Here is a 16662-nt window from a genome sequence, read left to right as displayed (position 1 = left end):
CGTACCCGCTCAGGCCACGTCGCGGGACACGCTGGGTACCGGCGCCCGGTCAAGCTCCAACCGGGCTTCCAGGCGGAATGGCAGGACCAGCGGAGAGCCAGGGCGCGCCTGCAGATAGGGCACCATGAGCCGAAAGTCGACGGCGACGGTGTGCGGCCCGCCGGAGAGTTCGCGCCGGCCCGCCAGGACGAGCCTGTCCTGCACGAACCACCAGCCGGACTCTGCCTGCAGCGCATCAGGCGATACGCGTCGGGATCCCAGTTCCACCGCCAACTCCCCCGGTGCCACCGGAACGCTGTCGACCTCAACGGCGAGGCCGGCGACGCTGGAGAGTGGCATGGAGCGGATCCACGGCAGGCCGAGCCGGAGCTCAAAGCCTCCCGGAGTGGCGGTCAGTGCATCGTCGCGCAAGGCGGTTTCCAACATGGCTTTCATCCTTTATCCTAAAAGTGACATAAGCTTGTCATTAACAAGCATAAAGGGGAAGACGCGCTATGGCTCCCGAAATTCCCAGCAGCTGGACCTTCTGCGCCAGCTCCTTCAACTGGACGCCGGACATCATCGCCGCACGCCAGCCGGCCCAGGACATCGTCACCGGCATCGCGAACTCGACAGTGAAGACAGTAGAGCTCGAGCCCGGATTGGTGTGGCGGTCGTTCCCGGCTCCGCAGGATGCCGAAGTGGACGAGCTGCGTGATGCCCTGGCGGCCCAAGGTGGCGCCATCAGCATCGTTGGGGCCAGCCTGGATGACTTCACGTCCCCTACCGGGCGCCGCTCCCTGCAGCAGCGCCTGGACTTCCTGGTCCCCCAACTGCATGCCGCGCACCGGGCAGGGGCCCGCGGGATCAGGCTCCCGATCGGACAGGCCGGCGCCGAACTCCTCACGTTGGTGCAGCCGATCCTGCACGAGCTCGACCTGGTGCTGTACGAGGAAATCCAGGGGCAGCAGGCTCCCGGCAGCCCCGCCGTCGAACCTGCCCTGGAGGCGATCGCGACGCTCGGAGATGACCACGTGCGGGTGCTCGTGGACATCAGCATGCTCATGCCGGCCCTTCCGGTCACCTATCTAGGGGAGCTGCGGCAGGGCGGTGTTTCACCGGACCTTCTGGCGCGCCTGGAGAATGACTGGCGGGATCCCGCCACCCTCGACGCCGTCACCGGCCTGCTCCGTTCAGGGAACGTGCCGCCGCGGATCCACACCCTCTTTATGAACCTGCTGATCCGTTTTGGCCGCAGTCACGCCGCGGACCTGCAGGGCATCCTGCCCCTGGTGGGCGCCTTCCACCTGAAGTTCTGGGACCTGGACGACGACGGCGGGCGGGTTTCGCAACCACTGCGGGATCTGGGCGGCCTCCTGCGCCGTAACGGCTTCAGCGGCACCCTGACCAGCGAATGGGGCGGCCACGAGTGGCTGCAGGACGACCCCACCGAGATGACCCGAAGGCACCTGGCCCTGGCGGAAGCAGCGCTGGTTGACCCTGTCGAGAGCCTGATTTCGGCAGGCCCAATCACCGGCTAAAAAGCCTGATGTCGACAGGCCCAATCACCGGTTGACACACAAAAAGGACCGATCCTGGATGTCCAGGAGCGGTCCTTTTGCTATGTACTTATTTGGTGCTGAAGGCGGCGTCGAAAGCTGCCGCGGAGGGCTCGTAGCTGGAGAGCCTGCGCACGAACGCCAGCGCCTCGGGGGCGCCGTCCAGACGGTCCATGCCGGCGTCCTCCCACTCCACGGACAGCGGGCCGCGGTAGCCGATGGAGTTCAGCATCCGGAACGCGTCCTCCCAGGGAACGTCGCCGTGGCCGGTGGAGATGAAGTCCCAGCCGCGGCGCGGATCAGCCCATGCCAGGTGCGATGCGAGCCGCCCGTTGCGGCCATTGCTGAGCCGCTTCTTCGTGTCCTTGCAGTGCACGTGGTAGATCCGGTCCTTGAAGTCCCAAAGGAATCCCACGGGGTCGATGTCCTGCCACACCATGTGGCTCGGATCCCAGTTCAGCCCGAAGGCCTCGCGGTGCCCGATCGCCTCCAGCGCCCGCCGCGTGGTCCAGTAATCGTACGCGATCTCGGACGGGTGCACCTCATGGGCAAAGCGGACACCGACTTCGTCGAAGACATCGAGGATGGGGTTCCACCGGTCGGCAAAGTCCTGGTAGCCGGCGTCGACCATCTTTTCCGAGGCAGGCGGGAACATCGCCACGTACTTCCAGATGGACGAACCCGTAAACCCGGTCACCGTCTTCACACCGAGCTTGGCGGCGAGCCGCGCCGTGTTCTTCATTTCCTCGGCCGCGCGGCGGCGCACCCCTTCAGAGTCGCCGTCGCCCCATACAACATCGGGCAGGATGCCGCGGTGCCGTTCGTCGATGGGGTCGTCGCAGACGGCCTGTCCCTTGAGGTGGTTGGCAATGGTCCATACCTTGATGCCATGGCGTTCAAGGATATCCAGCTTTCCCTGGACGTAGGCGTCGTCGTCCCAGCGCCAAGGGTCCAGGTGGTCGCCCCAGCACGCGATTTCGAGCCCGTCGTAGCCCCACTCGCCGGCGAGCCGCGCCACCTCCTCGAACGGCAGGTCGGCCCACTGGCCGGTGAACAGAGTGATAGGTCGTGCCATGTACTTCCCCTCCTACGAGACCTGCGCCGGGACGCCAGCGGCCACGCTGGTCCAGGCTGAATCATTCACGGAACTGCGTTCAACAGCGTCGAGCACCCGCTGCACCCTCAGCCCGTCAGCAAACGTCGGATGCGGGTCGGTGCCGCCCACAATGCCCTCCACCAGATCCTTGACCTGATGGGAGAACCCGTGCTCGTAGCCGAGCATGTGCCCTGCGGGCCACCACCCCGAGACGTAGGGATGCTCCGCTTCCGTCACCAGGATCTTCCGGAAGCCCTGGCGGTCAGCGGGCGCCGTACGGTCGTAGAACTGGACACTGTTAAGGTCCTCCAAGTCGAACACCAGCGCGCCCTTGTCCCCGGAGACCTCGATCTGCAGCGCGTTCTTCCGTCCGGTGGCAAAGCGTGATGCCTCGAACGATCCCAGGGCACCGGATTCGAACCGGCCCGTGAAGATGGCGATGTCGTCCACTGTCACCTGCCCGTAGCCGGTGCCCGCAGTGCCGGACAGGCCGGAACCTGAATCGAGCAGCGGGCGCTCCTTAACAATGGTGTCGATGGTGCCGGACACCTTCTCCAGGTTCAGCCCGGTCACGAACTGGGCCAGGTCAATGGCATGGGCCCCGATGTCCCCCAGCGCCCCGGAGCCGGCGTGCTCCTTCTGCAGGCGCCAGGCCAGCGGCATGTCAGGATCCACCAGCCAGTCCTGCCGGTAAGAGGCACGCACCTGGGTGACCGCCCCCACGGCACCTTCAGCGATGAGGTTGCGCAGGAAAGTGACGGCGGGGACGCGGCGGTAAGTGAAACCCACCATCGCCCGGATGCCCTCTGCTGCCGCCCGCTCCGCCGCCTCGGCCATCGCTTCAGCTTCGGCCACCGTGTTGCCCAGCGGCTTCTCGCAGAGCACGTGCTTGCCCGCTTCCAGCGCCGCGATCGCGATCTCTGCATGGGAGTCACCGGGGGTGACAATGTCGACGACGTCGATATCGTCCCGGGCGATCACCTCGCGCCAGTCTGTGGCGGACTCAGCCCAGCCCCACTTGTGGGCTGCGTCCGCCACTGAGTCGGCGTTCCGCCCCACGATGACAGCCATTTCCGGTTCGGCCGGCAGGTCAAACATGCGCGGTGCCGTGCGCCAGCCCTGGGAGTGGGCAGCGCCCATGAAGCCATAACCGATCATGGCCACCCGCAGGGTTGTCATGCCAGCACGACCTTGCGCTCAACCGCCACCCGGTTTCCGACATAGCGCATGGGCGCGATCTGCATGTAGAGCAGGCGGAGGGTGAGGATGACTTCGACGTCGATCTCCTCGCCCGCGTCGGGGACGCGGTCCAGGGGGATGATGACGTCCGGCTTGTCAGCGACGAACCACAAGGTATCCCATTGCTCGGGCAGCTCCGCGATGGAGTAGGACGTGCCCTGAAGTTCGAAGCGGAGGGATTCCTTGGGGATCGCCACACCGTTGGCCGTGGCCGCAACATCATCCACGGCGGACAACCAGAGGCTGCGGTACCAGGGCAGTTGCACGGACACCGAAATGCCCTCGGGGTGCCTGCGGACGTCGGCGTCCTGGAACAGGGAGTTGTGAGTTGCCATGGCTTTCCTTACTTCGCAGTCTCGACCAGGGTCGGGTTGGAAACAGTTGTTTCGACGGATTCTTCGATGGCGCGGCGCATCAGTGCGTGCTGCTTCTTCACCAGGTCGATGGGGTCCGATTCGCCGAGGTCGGCGAAGGCGTGGCCTTCCCATTCGCTGGACAGGAAGCCTTTGTAGCCGCCCTTGACGAACTGGCGCACGATGCGCGGGATGTCCATGGCCGGCTCGTTGCCGTTCTCGTCGATGTCGTAAAACTTCGCGTGGACGTGGAACATCTGCGGCATGATGTCCAGCCATTCCTCCGGCGGGACCAGTCCGTGCATGTTGAACGCCAGCCGGGTGAAGGGGCCCAGCCGGGCGGGATCGAAGTTGTTTTCACGCAGGTAGTCCTCGAACTCCTGGTTCCGCTCCTGCATGGGCAGCGGCTTGCGCCAGATGTCCTGCATGACCGCGAAGTGCTCCTGCGGCAGGCCCATCTGGGTCAGGGTGCGGAACAGCGTGGGCGACAGGCTGTGCATGGTGGAACTGAAGTCTGCCGTGAAGCCCAGCCGGTCGCTGCCGAGCTCCTCATACATCTCGCGGATCTGGAGGATCTTGGGATCGTTCGGGCCCTGGGGCGCGTGGATCTCGTAGCCGAGCTTCTGGTCGTACTTCTCGGCCAGCGGAAGCAACCGGCGGAGCAGTTCCTTGCCCGCGGACCGGATGACGATCTTGTTGAAGCCGAGCGTGTTGGCGGTCTTGAGCTGCCTGGCGAAGAAGTCGAACTCCTCGTCCGGCGTCATGTCCCGGTCTTTACGGCGGCCCATGTCCAGGTTGGTGCCCACGGCGCTGGGGGTCAGGCCGTAGCGGTCCATGCTGTCCCGCCACAGGCGGACGAAACCCTCGTCCACGTCCGGGTAGGTGCGCAGCATTTGTGCGATGTTGAACTCGACGCCGGGGCCGAGTCCTTCATCGGCGACGGCCTTGATCAGGGTCTCCGGGGTGTAGAGCCCGGCGGCGAATTCGGAGGTGAGTGAGTAAAGGGTGATGCCAAGCTCGATGCCCGAGCCTGCGATGCCTTCTGACATGTCTTTGATTCCTTTTGTTTCAGCCGCGGACGGGCTGGGCGAGGTGGCTGCTGAGGATGCGGCGGGCGTCCGTTGCGTCGGTGATCATGGCGGAACCGGCGTTGGCCGCTGCTGAACGCTGGACGGCCTGCTCACCGCGGATGATCTCGAACGGGTCCTGCCAGTTGTTCCAGTGCCAGCCTTCGTATTCGCTGGAGATGGCGCCGGAGTAGCCGTTTTCCACGAGTTGCCGGACCAGCCCGCGCACGGGCACTGAGGGCTCTTCGCCGTTTTCGTCGATGCCGAAGAACTTGCCGTGCACGTGGCGGACCCAGGGCATGATTTCCAGCCAGGTGTCCAGGGGTGCAGGGCCGAACAGTCCCGTTCCGTTGATGGCAAAGTCGATGCCCAGGTCCGGCCGGCGGTTCCGGGCGGCGAGGCCAATGAAGGCGCCAAAGCGTTCGCCGTGGACCTTCTGGGTGTTGGGCGGTCCTTCGGCATAGAAGCCGTCCCACAGCTCAACCACCTGCCGGAGCAGGTCCTCCGAAGCACCCCTGCGGCGGTAGGCCTCCAGCAGGGAGGGGGCGAAACCGGTGACCGTGGCACCCCAGTCGGCAGTGAAGCCGAGCAGCGGCGAATCGAGCTTTTCGTAGCGGTCACGCAGCGCCAGGACGCGTTCGTGCGCGCCGTGCTGGTCCGCGTGGACTTCGAGGGCAAGGGTCACACCGTACTTCTCGGCCACGGGCAGCAGGCTTTCCATGGCGTCAGGGGTCAGTGAGATCTGCACGCGGGCGATCGGGAAGCCGAGCCGGGCGGCCACCTCGATCTGCTTGCGCATGTATTCGACCAGCTCGTCGTGGTTCATCAACCGGTCCCGGCGGATGCCCGTGTCAACGTTGACCGCCAGCGAGGTGGGAACGAGATCCACCTCAGCCACCAGGTCGCGGAACTGGCCCACAAAGTTGTCATCGATGCGGTCCGGGAAGCCGCGCAGGCTGGAGAACCCGATAACCTCAAGCCCCGGGCCAAATCCCTCAGCCGCCACCTTGCGGATGAGGCCGTCAAGGTCGTACTGCCTGGCATGGAAGGCCCGGGTAAAGCTGTAAAGGGTGACGCCCTGGATCGGCGTGCCGAGGCTGGTCATCGCTGTGCCACCTTCATGGTCTTGGTGTCGTGCTCTTCGATGTGCAGCACGCCGTGGTCGGTGATGATGTAGGGGATGTAGAGCTTCAGGTCCACCCGGACCTCGTGCTCGGCCTGGCCGTCATGGACGGGAAGGTCGCCGGAAAGGACGGCCGAGTCCAGCGGAAACCACCATTCGCCGGTTTCATCCACGAGTTCTTCAAAGCTGAACGTGCGGTTGTTCATGGTCCAGCGCAGCGAGTCCTCCGGTGCGGCAACGCCGTCAACCGTCAGTGCTGCGCCGGCGATGCATGAGCCCGGAAGGGCGCGGTACCAGGGGATCCGTACTTCGACGGCGGTGCGGCCGTCCTGGGTGGTCAGTGTTCCCTGCTCGATTATGCGGTCGGCGATCATCGAGACCTCCTTGTCTGCGGCATGCCTTGCCGTGTGTGAAATGCCTGTACTGAAACGAAGTGGCCGCGCTACCGGCACTTATTCATTATTTAGACAGTCTATTGTCTGATTCGGACATAAGTAAAGCGCTGTTGATTTCTTCAGCGATTTTCCGTGCGCCACGGACGGCGAGGGCCACCGACGTCAGCGTGGGATTGCAGGCAGTGGCGGAGGGAATGACGCCGTTGCCGGCCACAAAGAGGCCGGGGACCTGCCACACCTGGCTGTCCGGTGAACAGACACTCTCGCCGTCGTCCGTCTCACCCATGCGCGTGGTGCCCTGGTAGTGCAGCGACGCACCCGGCGGCAGGACGAAGGGCCGCTCGTCCAGCGGTTCGCCGACAGCCTTGCCCAGGCGGACAATTTCCTGCCTGGCGCGGTCCAGTACCTCGTGGTCCCGCCCGGTCAGCCGGTAGTGGATGCGCATGGCGGGCATGCCGTAGGGGTCGCGGGTATCGTCGTCGAACGCCACCCGGTCCTCGCGCTGCAGGTCCTTTGCGCAGAACAGGCCCAGCCCCACGATGGAGCCCGGGACGATGGGATCATCATCGGCCAGGGGAACCGGGGATGCATCCAGCTGCATGATCTGGCCGTGGAAGGGCGCCTCGTCCGTGTAGGGAACCCAGGCCACTCCGCTCTGTTCACTAAGGGCACCGTTGGCGGCTGCCGGCGCGTCCTCGGGCTGGACATCGCGGAGCCTGCTCGCGAACACCACCTGCGCCTGGTCGTTGAGGTAGCGGCCCAGGGCGTCGGGCCGGATGCCGGAAGCCCACAGCAGCTGCGGTGTGCGCAGGGCGTCCGCCCCCACCACAACGTAACGGGCGGCCACCCGATGGGTGTCACCGCTGCCGCGGTCCTGGACTTCGATGCCGGCAGCAGCGCCTTCCTCTACCAGCACACGGGTCACCAGCGACTCATCAAAGAGTTCAAACTGCGGGTTTTCCCGGGTAGCCTCCCCCATGACGACGTCGGAGCCGGACCATACGAGGCCGCCATCCTGCCGCCGGTGTACGGCAAGGGGCATGGGCTGGACGCGGCAGGCAGGCTTGCGGCCCTGGTCCACTACCGCGGCGAGGCGTTCGTGGACCAGGTCCGAGAACGGGGCACCATCGAAGGCGTGGGTGGTGACGCCCAGGAGCCGGTCGGCGTCGTTAAGGAGCTCTTCCAGGTCCGGCAGGAACGGGATGCGCTCCTTGCCGCCCGGGCGGGGGCAGGCGGCGGTCCAGTGGGCGGCCATGCCGCCCACATTGCTCGACATGGCCGCGACGGGCATGCCGTCCTCTCCGGGGAAGGCGTAGCCGTCCTGCAGCAGGTAGGTCCCAGGGCGCGCGCGGCGTTCGCCGCTCTTGACGGCGCCCGGCGAGTTCACCGTTGCGGCACCGGCACCGGGGCCTTCGGACGCCCGCTGGGCAAGGCTTCGACGATCAGGATCCTCGATGTTCTTGACGTGTGCCCCGGGCGGGTTGCTGACAATGGGCCCCACCTCGAACATGGCGATAGTGGTGCCGGGGGCTTCCTCGCTGAGGATCCGCGCGTAGGCCGATGCGGTGGGGCCGCTGCCGACGATGGCGACGTCGACGTGGGCCGGGTACCGGTGACTGCTCACCGTCCCGCCACCAGTTCCTGGATGCGGCGCACCGACTTTGCCGAGTCGATGGTGGGGTAGTACTCGAGGCCGATGGGGCCGGTGTAGCCGCTGGTCCGCAGGTCCGCGAACCGGGCGGGCCAGTCGATGGAGCCGGAGCCGGGCTCGCCGCGGCCCGGAGCATCGGCGACCTGCACGTACTTGATGAGGTCCCCGGCATTGGCGAGCTCCGCGGCGACGTCCTCGCCCTCAACGGTGGAGTGGTAAAGGTCGTAGAGAACGCCGAAGTTGGGCGAATTGACGCCCCTGGCAACGTAAACAGCTTCGGACGTGCGGTCCAGGAGGGCCCCGGGGTGGTCAACACGGATGTTCACCGGTTCGAGGACAAGGGTGATGCCGGAACCCTCAATATGCGCTGTGCCCTTGGTGAAGATTTCGATCAACTCGTCCAGCTGGTCCTGCCGCTTGCGGCCGCCGAAGCCGGTGCCGCTGCCTACCACAATGCGGGGGCAGCCGAGTTGGTGGGCCACTTCGACGCCGGCGTCCAGTCCGGTGTAGAACGGCGCGTGGTCCTTGGGCGGGATCATGAACTGCATCCGCGGCTCCGCCAGTTGGGCGGTGAGCTGGACTCGGGTTTCTTCGAGGGCTTCCTTGAGGGCGGGAATGTCCTTCCCTGTGGGGCCCCACATTTCCACGGCATCGAATCCGGCGGCAGCTGCGGCGCGGACACGGTCGGCGGCGCTGGCGCCTGCTTCTGAGAACAAAAGGTCGATGTTGGGCGCGAGCTGGTACATGTGTGGCTCCTGGTAGTTGAGGGTTCAGTTAAAACTTGGAGTGGCAGCAGGCACGGCACACCAGTTTTTGGGTGTGCGGTACCGCCACACAGCGTTGAGGCGCTGCGCGGTGGTCAACCGATGAGGGTCAGCCTTTCAGGCCGCCGGAGAAGCCCTGGATGAAGCGCTTCTGCGCGAACAGGAACAGGGCAAGGATGGGGACCATGGACACGATGACAATGGCGAAGATCGAGTTCCACTGGGAGACCAGGGAGCCGATGTAGTAGTACATGGCCACCGGCAGCGTCTGGTTGTCGGAACCGCCCAGGAAGATCAGCGACGTGAAGAAGTCGTTCCACACGATGAGCCCGGCGAAAATGGTGACCGTTCCCGTGGCGGGAGCCATCATGGGGAACACCACCTTGGAGAAGATCTGGGACTTGCTGGCGCCGTCAATGGTGGCCGCTTCCTCATACTCCGTGCCGAGGCCGCGGAAGAAGTTTGCATAGAGGAAGATCGAAAGCGGCAGGAGCATGCCGGTGTAGAGGACGATCAGGCCCCACGCGGATCCGGTGAGGCCTAGGGCCCTTGCACCCATATAGAGGGGGACGGCACCGAGTTGGCCGGGGAGGATGATGGCCACCAGGAAGAGGTAGTACGCGCCCTTGCTCCAGCGGCGGGTGCTGCGGGAGATCACGTAGCCGGTGACGGAGCCGAGGGCGATGAGTCCCAGGATGCTGCCGGCGGTGATGATGACGCTGTTGATCAGGCCCGTCACCACGTTGGAGTTTCCGGTGGCGGTGAGGACGTCGATGAAGTTGCTGAAGTCCGGGCTTTTTGGCGGAGCCAGGGCCGAGGTGGTGAACAATTCGTTGTCCGGCTTCAGGGCGGTGGTCACCAGGAAGTAGAACGGTGCGAGGAAGAGCAGGGCGAGTGCCCAGAGGCCGACTTCGCGGAGCAGGGTGAGTTTGGTGTAGCGGAACATGGCTTAGTCCTCAGGGTTCGAACGCGTCAGCCGCTGCTGGATTACGGCGAAGATCAGGATGATGGCGGCGAGCACGAGGGCCAGGGCGGCACCGCCCCCGAAGTTCCCGAGCGCAAAGGCCTGCTTGTAGACCTGGGTGGCCAGCGTTTCGGTTGCCCCAGCGGGTCCGCCGGCGGTGAGCGCCATGATGGGATCGAAGACGCGCAGTCCTTGGACGATTCCGAGCGTGGTGGCAATGGCGACGGCGGGGCGGATGGCGGGCAGGGTAACGTTGCGGAACCGCTGCCACAGGTTGGCGCCGTCAATGGCCGCCGCCTCCTCCACTTCCGCCGGGACACCGGCAAGTCCGGCCATGAAAATCACCATGGCAAAGCCGGTGGAAGACCAGACCAGCACCACCAGGACGGTCCAGATGGCCCACTGCGGGTCGGCCAGCCACGGCTTGGTCTGGTCTCCGGCGCCTATGGCCGTGAGGAAGGCGTTGAGCGGACCGTCGAAGTCGAAGATATATTTCCAGATGTAGGCCGTGGCCAGCGGGCTGAGCACCACCGGCATAAAGAACAGGGTCCGGAGGATGTAGCGCGTCTTGAGGACGCGGTTCAGGCCCAGCGCTATCAGCAACCCGGCGATGTTGCCCAGGAGAACCGAGCCAAAGGCGAGGAAGAGGGTGTTGGACAGGGCTCCGAGCTTCGTGGGGTCCTTGAAGATGGCCTCAAAGTTGGCCCAGCCCGTGATCTTGAATGCGCCGATGCCTGTCCAGTTGGTGAAGGCGAAGAATCCACCTATTCCGGTTGCCACGTAGTGGATGGCAAAAACAAGGGCGATCCCGGGCAGGGCCCACCACCAGTGTCCGAACTCCAGGCCGCGGCCCCGGGGGCGGGTCTTCTGGCCCGCCACCGGAGTACGCCCGCCTCGCCGGGGTGCTTCAGCTGCTTCGCTTTCAGGTTGCATCGTCGCAGTCATGGTAATCCTTGCTTGTCCCTTTGAGTCGTCGGAGCTTTGGTGATGTGTAACGGTCACTGGCCCCAGGCAGCGTCCATGGCCTGCAGGACCTGGTCAGGGCTCTTCTGGCCGGTGATGATGCCCTGAACCCCCGTCGCCAGCGCGTCGTAGACGGCAGAATTAGGCCACTGGATGTTCGGCAGGGGGCCGTACTTGCCGTCCTTGATCAGGTCGCCGACGTTCTTGTAGGCACTGCCCTCAAAGTCGTACTTGTCCAGTCCTGTGACCGGCAGCGCGCCGTCGATCTCGGCGAACGCCTTGGTCTGCTCCGGCTCGGCAGCCCAGTCAAGGAAAGCCTTGGCAGCGTCCTTGTTCTTGGAAGCCGCGTTGATGGAGAAGGCGTAGTTCGCGCTGGCGAATACGTAGCTCTTGCTCGAGCTTTCCGCCGGGAGCGGGCGTACGGCGAATTTGGAGCCCCCGCCGGCTGACTCCAGCTGCTTCCAGCTGGGGGCCGGGATGAAGCCGCTCAGGGACGTTCCGCTGGCAAGACCCTTGGTGATGGCGTCGAAACCGCCACCGGCAGCACCTTTCTGGAAGCAACCCGCGTCCTTCAGGGTATTGACGGCTTCGAGGGCCGACTTCCAACCGTCCGAAGCGGCGAAGGTGGTCTCCGTGGCGGCACGCTTATCGTTCCATTTCGGGTCTTCCGCATAGACGCGCGACGCGGCCAGGGACATCGCCATCAGCCCTGTGTTGGGAGGGGCTGCTCCGGCGAGGGCAAAGAGGGATTTACCGGAGGGCTCCAGATCCTTGCACTGCTGCTGGAGGGAGGAAAAGTCGGCAGGGAAGCCACCGGCTGCCTGTGCGGCCGTCTCATTCGCCACCAGGGCAGCGACTGTGATTTCCGTGGCTTGGCCGTACACTTTTCCGTCGGAACCAAAGGTGCTGGCGCTTCCCTCGGGAAGCAGTTCCTTGGCGGCATTGTCCAGCGGCTCAAGGAAGCCCGCCTCAGCGAGCGGAAGGATGCTGCGCCCTGTACCAGAACCCGGTGACGTCACCACGACATCCGAGGCGTTGCCTGCCTGCAGCTGGGTCCGCAGCGTCTGGTCGTAGGAATCATTGGGCTGCGGGTTGAACGTGATCTTCACGTCGGAATGCGACTTCATGTAATTCTCCGCCAACACCTTGAAAGGGCTTTCAATGGTGTTGGATGTCGCGAAGGAGAGTGAAAACTCCTTTGACCCACCCGAAGATGAGGTGCTTCCGGCGGAACTTGAGCAACCAGTCAGGGCAAGGGCCGCGATGGTTGGGACTGCAAGGACGCCGATAACTTTCAAGCCCGTGGAGCGACGGTGCTGTGTCATATCCAGCCTTTCTGACTTCATTGTCGAAAATATCCGGGAGCCGTGACCCCGGTCACTCACAAGTATGCAGGAGATGTGCAGAAAAAGCACATAAGTCTTACCGATGCCAGACATAAGTTTCACGGGGGTCTGCGAAAGCCATGCATCGGAGGATGTGATGCGTCCCACCAAACGTATTGATCCCGCTGATACACTGGCCTGACGAAAGTTCACCGTTGAAAGATCGCCGCGTCGTGACGAATAATGTCCAGCTTTCCCGGCTCGACCTCAACCTGCTGATCTCGCTGGATGCCCTCATTACCGAGCGGAGCGTGACGAGGGCGGCCGAGCGGCTCCATCTCAGCCAGCCGGCGCTAAGCGCCTCGCTGGCGCGGCTGCGGTCCCATTTCGGGGATCCCATCCTGGCCCGCCGGGGCAATGCCTATGAACTCACACCCTTCGCCCTGCGACTGGCGGAGCACACCACCACAGCACTGGAGGCCGCGCGCCGCGTCTTCGAGAGTCAGGCAACCTGGGAGCCCAGTGAATCCGAGCGCGAGTTTTCCATTTATGGCTCGGATTACGGGTTCACCACAATTGGGCGGGTTGTTTCCGAGCTTGCGGCCGAGCGCGCCCCCGGCGTCCGGTTCCGGTTCATGCTGCACAATCCGATGGTGGTGGAAGACGCAGCCAACCGACTCCGGTCCGTGGACGGCATGGTGATTCCGCACGGGTTCCTCAGCGGGCTCCCCTACCTGGACCTGTGGCGGGACGGCTGGGTCGCCGTCGTTTCTTCCTCCAACCAAGCCGTCGGCGAAAAAATCACCATGGAGAACATCGCCGAACTTCCGTGGGTGATGACCTACCAGACCCGCTCGGCGTCGACCTCGGCCGAACGCCAGATTATGCAGCTCGGTGTTGAGCCGCGGGTGGACGTGGTGGTGGAGAGCTTCCAGTCCTTGCCGCATTTTGTGGTGGGAACCAACCGGATCGCACTCATCCAGGCAGCGCTGATACCGTTTGCGCTGCGTGTGGGCAGCGTGCGGGTCCTGCCGCTGCCTTTCGATGCCACGCCGCTGGTGAACGCCCTGTGGTGGCATCCGGTGCACAACCGTGATTCGGAGCATGAGTGGATGCGCGGCCTCTTCAAGGATGCTGCTGACATCGTTGCCGCCGCAGCCGCCAAGGACGCCCCTAAGGTCCCGGCTTAAATGCCTCAGTGCCCGGCCAGATGAACGGACGGGCACTGAGGCTGCAAAAGCCGGTTGCAGGGTCAGGCTGATGCCAGCGCAGACCGCATGCTCTTGCGGATGAGGTCATGCTGCTTGCGGACCAGCATCAGCGGATCCACCTCGCCGAGCTCGGCGAAGGCGTGGCCCTCCCATTCGCTGGACCAGTAGCCGCGGTAGCCGCCCTCCACGAACACGCGGACGAGTTCCGGGTAGTCGATGGCGGGCTCGTTGCCGTGCTCATCGATGTCGTAGAACTTCGCGTGGACATGCATGATCTGGGGCAGGATGTCTGCCCACTCCTTCGGGCTGACGTGGCCGTGCATGTTGAAGGCCAGGTGCGCGAAGGAACCGAGGCGGGCTGGATCGAAATCCCGACCCCGCAGGTAGCCGATAAACTCCTCCTGCCGTGCCCGCATCGAGGCGTCGGTGGCCCAGATGGCCTGCAGCTCTTGGACGGCTTCGCCGTCGAGCCCGGCACGGCAGACCGCACGCAGGAGCGTGGGAGACATGCTGTGCATGGTGGAGGAGAAGTCCGCCACGAACCCCAGCAGCGGTGAATCAAGCTCCTCGTATACGTCGCGGACCTTCATAATTTCCGGCGAGTTGGGACCCAACGGTGCGTGGATCTCGTAGGCAAGCTTGAGCTCCAGGTCCTCGGCGAGCGGCAGCAGCCGTCGCAGCAGCTCCGGCTTTGCGCTCTGGATGCGGACCAGCGGGAACCCGAGCTTCTTCGCGCCGTGGAAGAGGGTCTCGGTGAACTCGTATTCCTCGTCCGGTGTCATGTCCCGGTCGCGGCGGCGGCCCATGTCCAGGTTGGCGCCGAAGGAGCTGGCGGTGAAGCCGTGCTTGTCGAAGGCCTCCTGCCAGAAACGGGCGAAGTCCTCCGAGACGTGCGGATACGTCGGCAGGACCTGGGAGGCCACGATCTCGATGCCGGGGCCGATGCCCAGCTCCGCCACACGGTTCAGGAGGCCGTCAAAGTCGTACCAGCCGGCCCGGAACTCGGCGCTGGCCGAGTAAAGAGTGAGTCCCAGCGAGAACGGGTCCTCCTCGGCTTTCGGCGGGGGCGGCGCGACCGCCGTCGTCAGAACAGGAGCCGACGCTGCCTCGTCGGTGACGGTCAGCTCGAGTGTCTGGTTCACGAAGTTGGGGACATACGTCCCGGGGCCACCGTCCTGGCCCGGGGCGATCTGCATATAAGGCAGGCGCAGCTCCCCGATGAGCTGGACGGTGTGCTGCTCGCCCAAGGCCGCAGGGGTATCCCGCTTGGCGATCAGCAGCGGGTGTTCCTGGAGGTACCAGAGGGTTTCGCTTTGTGCCGGCAGGTCCGGAAGCGCATACCGGACGCCGCCCAGTTCCAGCGACAGGTGCCCGGTGGGGATCTCCTCGCCATCCAGGGTGAGGCGCAGGCTGGAGACGGAGGAGAGCCACAGGCTCCGGTACCACGGCAGCGTCAGTGCCAGCGCGAGGCCTTCGGGGTGGGTGCGGAGGCTTGAATCGACAAGAAGTCCGTTTGGCATGGTTGTTCTCTTCGCTGGGAGATGGGATGGGTTTAGGGAAGTTCGGAGGTGATGCGGCGGATGAGGGCGTGCTGGCGCCTCACCTGTTCGATGGCCCGCCAGGGCGTGCGTTCGCCTTCGTATTCGCTGGAGAGGTAGCCGGAGTAGCCGGCGTCCTTGAGTGCCTTGAGTACGGGCAGCCAGGGAATCTGCTGGTCCTCGAGTTGCTCGTTGATGTCGTGGAACTTCGCCTGGACGAACACCACGTACTTGGCGATGTCCGCGAAGTCGGCGGAGTCGACGCCGATGCCGTCCAGGAAGGCGGGCCGGGTTTCGCGGGTCTCGCCTTCGCGCAGCGGAATGGGCCGGTCCTGGAAGATTCCGGTATCGATGAGCAGGCCGAAGTTCTTTGTTCCGGTCCGTTCGATGAGGCTGATGTAGTCGTCAACGACGGGATGCTTGATGGGCGTGGGCGAGTGGATCTCGGGGCAGATGATGATCCCCAGCTCATGGGCGAGGTCAAGGGAGCGTTCCACGGACGCGGTCCAGATAGGGTCGGGAACCAGGTCGCTGGATACGACCCCGATCTTGGGCCGGACGAAGCCGAAGCCCAGCCGGTGGGCAAGCCTCAGGTCGCGCTGCAGTGCTTCGGCTCCCTCGGCTACGGTCATGCGCCGGCCCGGGTGCAGCCGTGTGTCGATCCAGGATCCGTAGTTCGTGGGCTCTAAGGAGTACTTCTCGAGCAGGCTGAACCAGTTGTCGATCCACGCCGGGGTGGGTTCCGGATAGCCGGGAATGTGGCCCTCGCCGAGGATTTCGACGCCGGTGGCGCCCACATCGGCGATGGAGGCCAAGGAGGTTTCCAGGTCCATCACGGTGCCGTAGTCGCCCATGAAGCTGTAGAGGGAAACGCCGTAGCGGAAGATTCCCTCACCGCCCTCCGGGGCCAGCGTCACCGCACGGCTGACGCGGTGGATGGTGGGCTGGTGCTCGACGGGAATATAGGACATGCGCAGCCGCAGTTCGATGGTGAGCTCATGGACGCCCTGCGGCAGACCGCCGTCGAACGGAACAGTGACTACCGCCGCCTCCTCAAGGGGCCAGCGCACGCCGTCACTTTCCCACAGCTGATGCAGGGTGTAGGTCCGCCCGCCGAGGGTCCACAGCGGAACCTCAGGGCCGACGTCGATAAGCTTGCCGACGCGGACCGCAATGCCGTCGATGAGCGATGCGGCCATGCCCCGGTAGGAGGGCATCCGGACCCGGAACTGGAAGCCGGTCACACGCCCGCCCTCGGTTACGTTGCGGAAGCCGACGGACTGGATGAGGTCTCTTTCGAGAAGCATCGTTGCTCACTCTCTCTAGGTGCGAAACCCAGCTTAGCAGCGTTCTGCAGGTTTCGTGCCTAAGTAAGCGCTAAATAGTCACAAGTCGTCGAGGGGTCTTTGACGCGGTCATGCCAATGAGCCTTGCG

The 16662-nt window shown here is 64.7% G+C and carries 16 protein-coding genes; 2 read left to right on the top strand and 14 right to left on the bottom strand.

All coding sequences use genetic code 11. The features are described 5' to 3' along the window. Window positions 1-9: 9 nt before the first annotated feature. Window positions 10-426, bottom strand: coding sequence for a DUF6379 domain-containing protein (locus CXZ05_RS18985; protein WP_102974066.1), 417 nt, complete (start codon window positions 424-426; stop codon window positions 10-12). A gap of 68 nt (window positions 427-494) precedes the next feature. Between CXZ05_RS18985 and CXZ05_RS18980 the strand changes: the two genes are divergently transcribed. Beyond that, a complete protein-coding gene (locus CXZ05_RS18980) occupies window positions 495-1520 on the top strand; it encodes a restriction endonuclease subunit R (protein WP_102974065.1) in 1026 nt (341 codons plus the stop codon). Window positions 1521-1608: 88 nt separating this feature from the next. Here the strand turns inward: CXZ05_RS18980 and CXZ05_RS18975 are convergent, their stop codons facing one another. The 11 genes from CXZ05_RS18975 to CXZ05_RS18925 form a co-directional block, all read right to left on the bottom strand. Beyond that, complete coding sequence (locus tag CXZ05_RS18975) at window positions 1609-2613, bottom strand: sugar phosphate isomerase/epimerase (protein ID WP_102974064.1); 1005 nt, start codon at window positions 2611-2613, stop codon at window positions 1609-1611. 12 nt (window positions 2614-2625) lie between these two features. Further along, entirely contained in the window at window positions 2626-3813 is a 1188-nt protein-coding gene (locus CXZ05_RS18970) for a Gfo/Idh/MocA family protein (RefSeq protein ID WP_180987461.1), read from the bottom strand. Then, on the bottom strand, window positions 3810-4208 hold the full coding sequence (locus CXZ05_RS18965; RefSeq protein WP_102974063.1) for a DUF6379 domain-containing protein: 399 nt from the start codon (window positions 4206-4208) through the stop codon (window positions 3810-3812). Before CXZ05_RS18965 ends, CXZ05_RS18970 begins: the two co-directional genes overlap by 4 nt. 8 nt (window positions 4209-4216) lie before the next feature. Then, window positions 4217-5275, bottom strand: coding sequence for a sugar phosphate isomerase/epimerase (locus CXZ05_RS18960; protein WP_102974062.1), 1059 nt, complete (start codon window positions 5273-5275; stop codon window positions 4217-4219). Between the two features lie 19 nt (window positions 5276-5294). Beyond that, a complete protein-coding gene (locus CXZ05_RS18955) occupies window positions 5295-6398 on the bottom strand; it encodes a sugar phosphate isomerase/epimerase (protein ID WP_102974061.1) in 1104 nt (367 codons plus the stop codon). After that, a complete protein-coding gene (locus CXZ05_RS18950) occupies window positions 6395-6790 on the bottom strand; it encodes a DUF6379 domain-containing protein (protein WP_102974060.1) in 396 nt (131 codons plus the stop codon). The genes CXZ05_RS18955 and CXZ05_RS18950 overlap by 4 nt, the downstream gene beginning before the upstream one ends. An 85-nt stretch (window positions 6791-6875) precedes the next feature. Then, window positions 6876-8435 carry a GMC oxidoreductase gene (locus CXZ05_RS18945; protein WP_102974059.1) on the bottom strand — a complete coding sequence of 520 codons (1560 nt, stop codon included), beginning with the start codon at window positions 8433-8435 and terminating at the stop codon, window positions 6876-6878. After that, window positions 8432-9208 (bottom strand): TIM barrel protein, encoded by a 777-nt coding sequence (locus CXZ05_RS18940; RefSeq protein WP_102974058.1) that lies wholly within the window; start codon window positions 9206-9208, stop codon window positions 8432-8434. The genes CXZ05_RS18945 and CXZ05_RS18940 overlap by 4 nt, the downstream gene beginning before the upstream one ends. Before the next feature lie 127 nt (window positions 9209-9335). After that, window positions 9336-10172 (bottom strand): carbohydrate ABC transporter permease, encoded by an 837-nt coding sequence (locus CXZ05_RS18935; RefSeq protein ID WP_102974057.1) that lies wholly within the window; start codon window positions 10170-10172, stop codon window positions 9336-9338. A gap of 3 nt (window positions 10173-10175) precedes the next feature. Continuing rightward, complete coding sequence (locus tag CXZ05_RS18930) at window positions 10176-11135, bottom strand: carbohydrate ABC transporter permease (protein ID WP_102974056.1); 960 nt, start codon at window positions 11133-11135, stop codon at window positions 10176-10178. A 53-nt stretch (window positions 11136-11188) separates the two neighbouring features. Beyond that, window positions 11189-12478, bottom strand: a complete 1290-nt coding sequence (locus CXZ05_RS18925; protein WP_102974055.1) for an ABC transporter substrate-binding protein — start codon at window positions 12476-12478, stop codon at window positions 11189-11191. A gap of 233 nt (window positions 12479-12711) precedes the next feature. Between CXZ05_RS18925 and CXZ05_RS18920 the strand changes: the two genes are divergently transcribed. Further along, on the top strand, window positions 12712-13668 hold the full coding sequence (locus tag CXZ05_RS18920) for a LysR family transcriptional regulator (protein WP_102974054.1): 957 nt from the start codon (window positions 12712-12714) through the stop codon (window positions 13666-13668). 62 nt (window positions 13669-13730) lie between these two features. Here CXZ05_RS18920 and CXZ05_RS18915 read toward each other — a convergent pair whose 3' ends face one another. Together CXZ05_RS18915 and CXZ05_RS18910 are read right to left on the bottom strand one after the other, a co-directional pair. Beyond that, window positions 13731-15209, bottom strand: a complete 1479-nt coding sequence (locus CXZ05_RS18915; protein ID WP_102974053.1) for a sugar phosphate isomerase/epimerase — start codon at window positions 15207-15209, stop codon at window positions 13731-13733. 32 nt (window positions 15210-15241) lie between these two features. After that, entirely contained in the window at window positions 15242-16534 is a 1293-nt protein-coding gene (locus CXZ05_RS18910) for a DUF6379 domain-containing protein (RefSeq protein ID WP_102974052.1), read from the bottom strand. Between the last annotated feature and the right edge of the window lie 128 nt (window positions 16535-16662).

It is taken from the genome of Arthrobacter sp. AFG20, assembly GCF_002892795.1.
Lineage (GTDB): Bacteria > Actinomycetota > Actinomycetes > Actinomycetales > Micrococcaceae > Arthrobacter.
The sequence above is the reverse complement of the archived record's forward strand: the minus strand, read 5'-3'. Positions and strand labels throughout refer to the sequence as shown.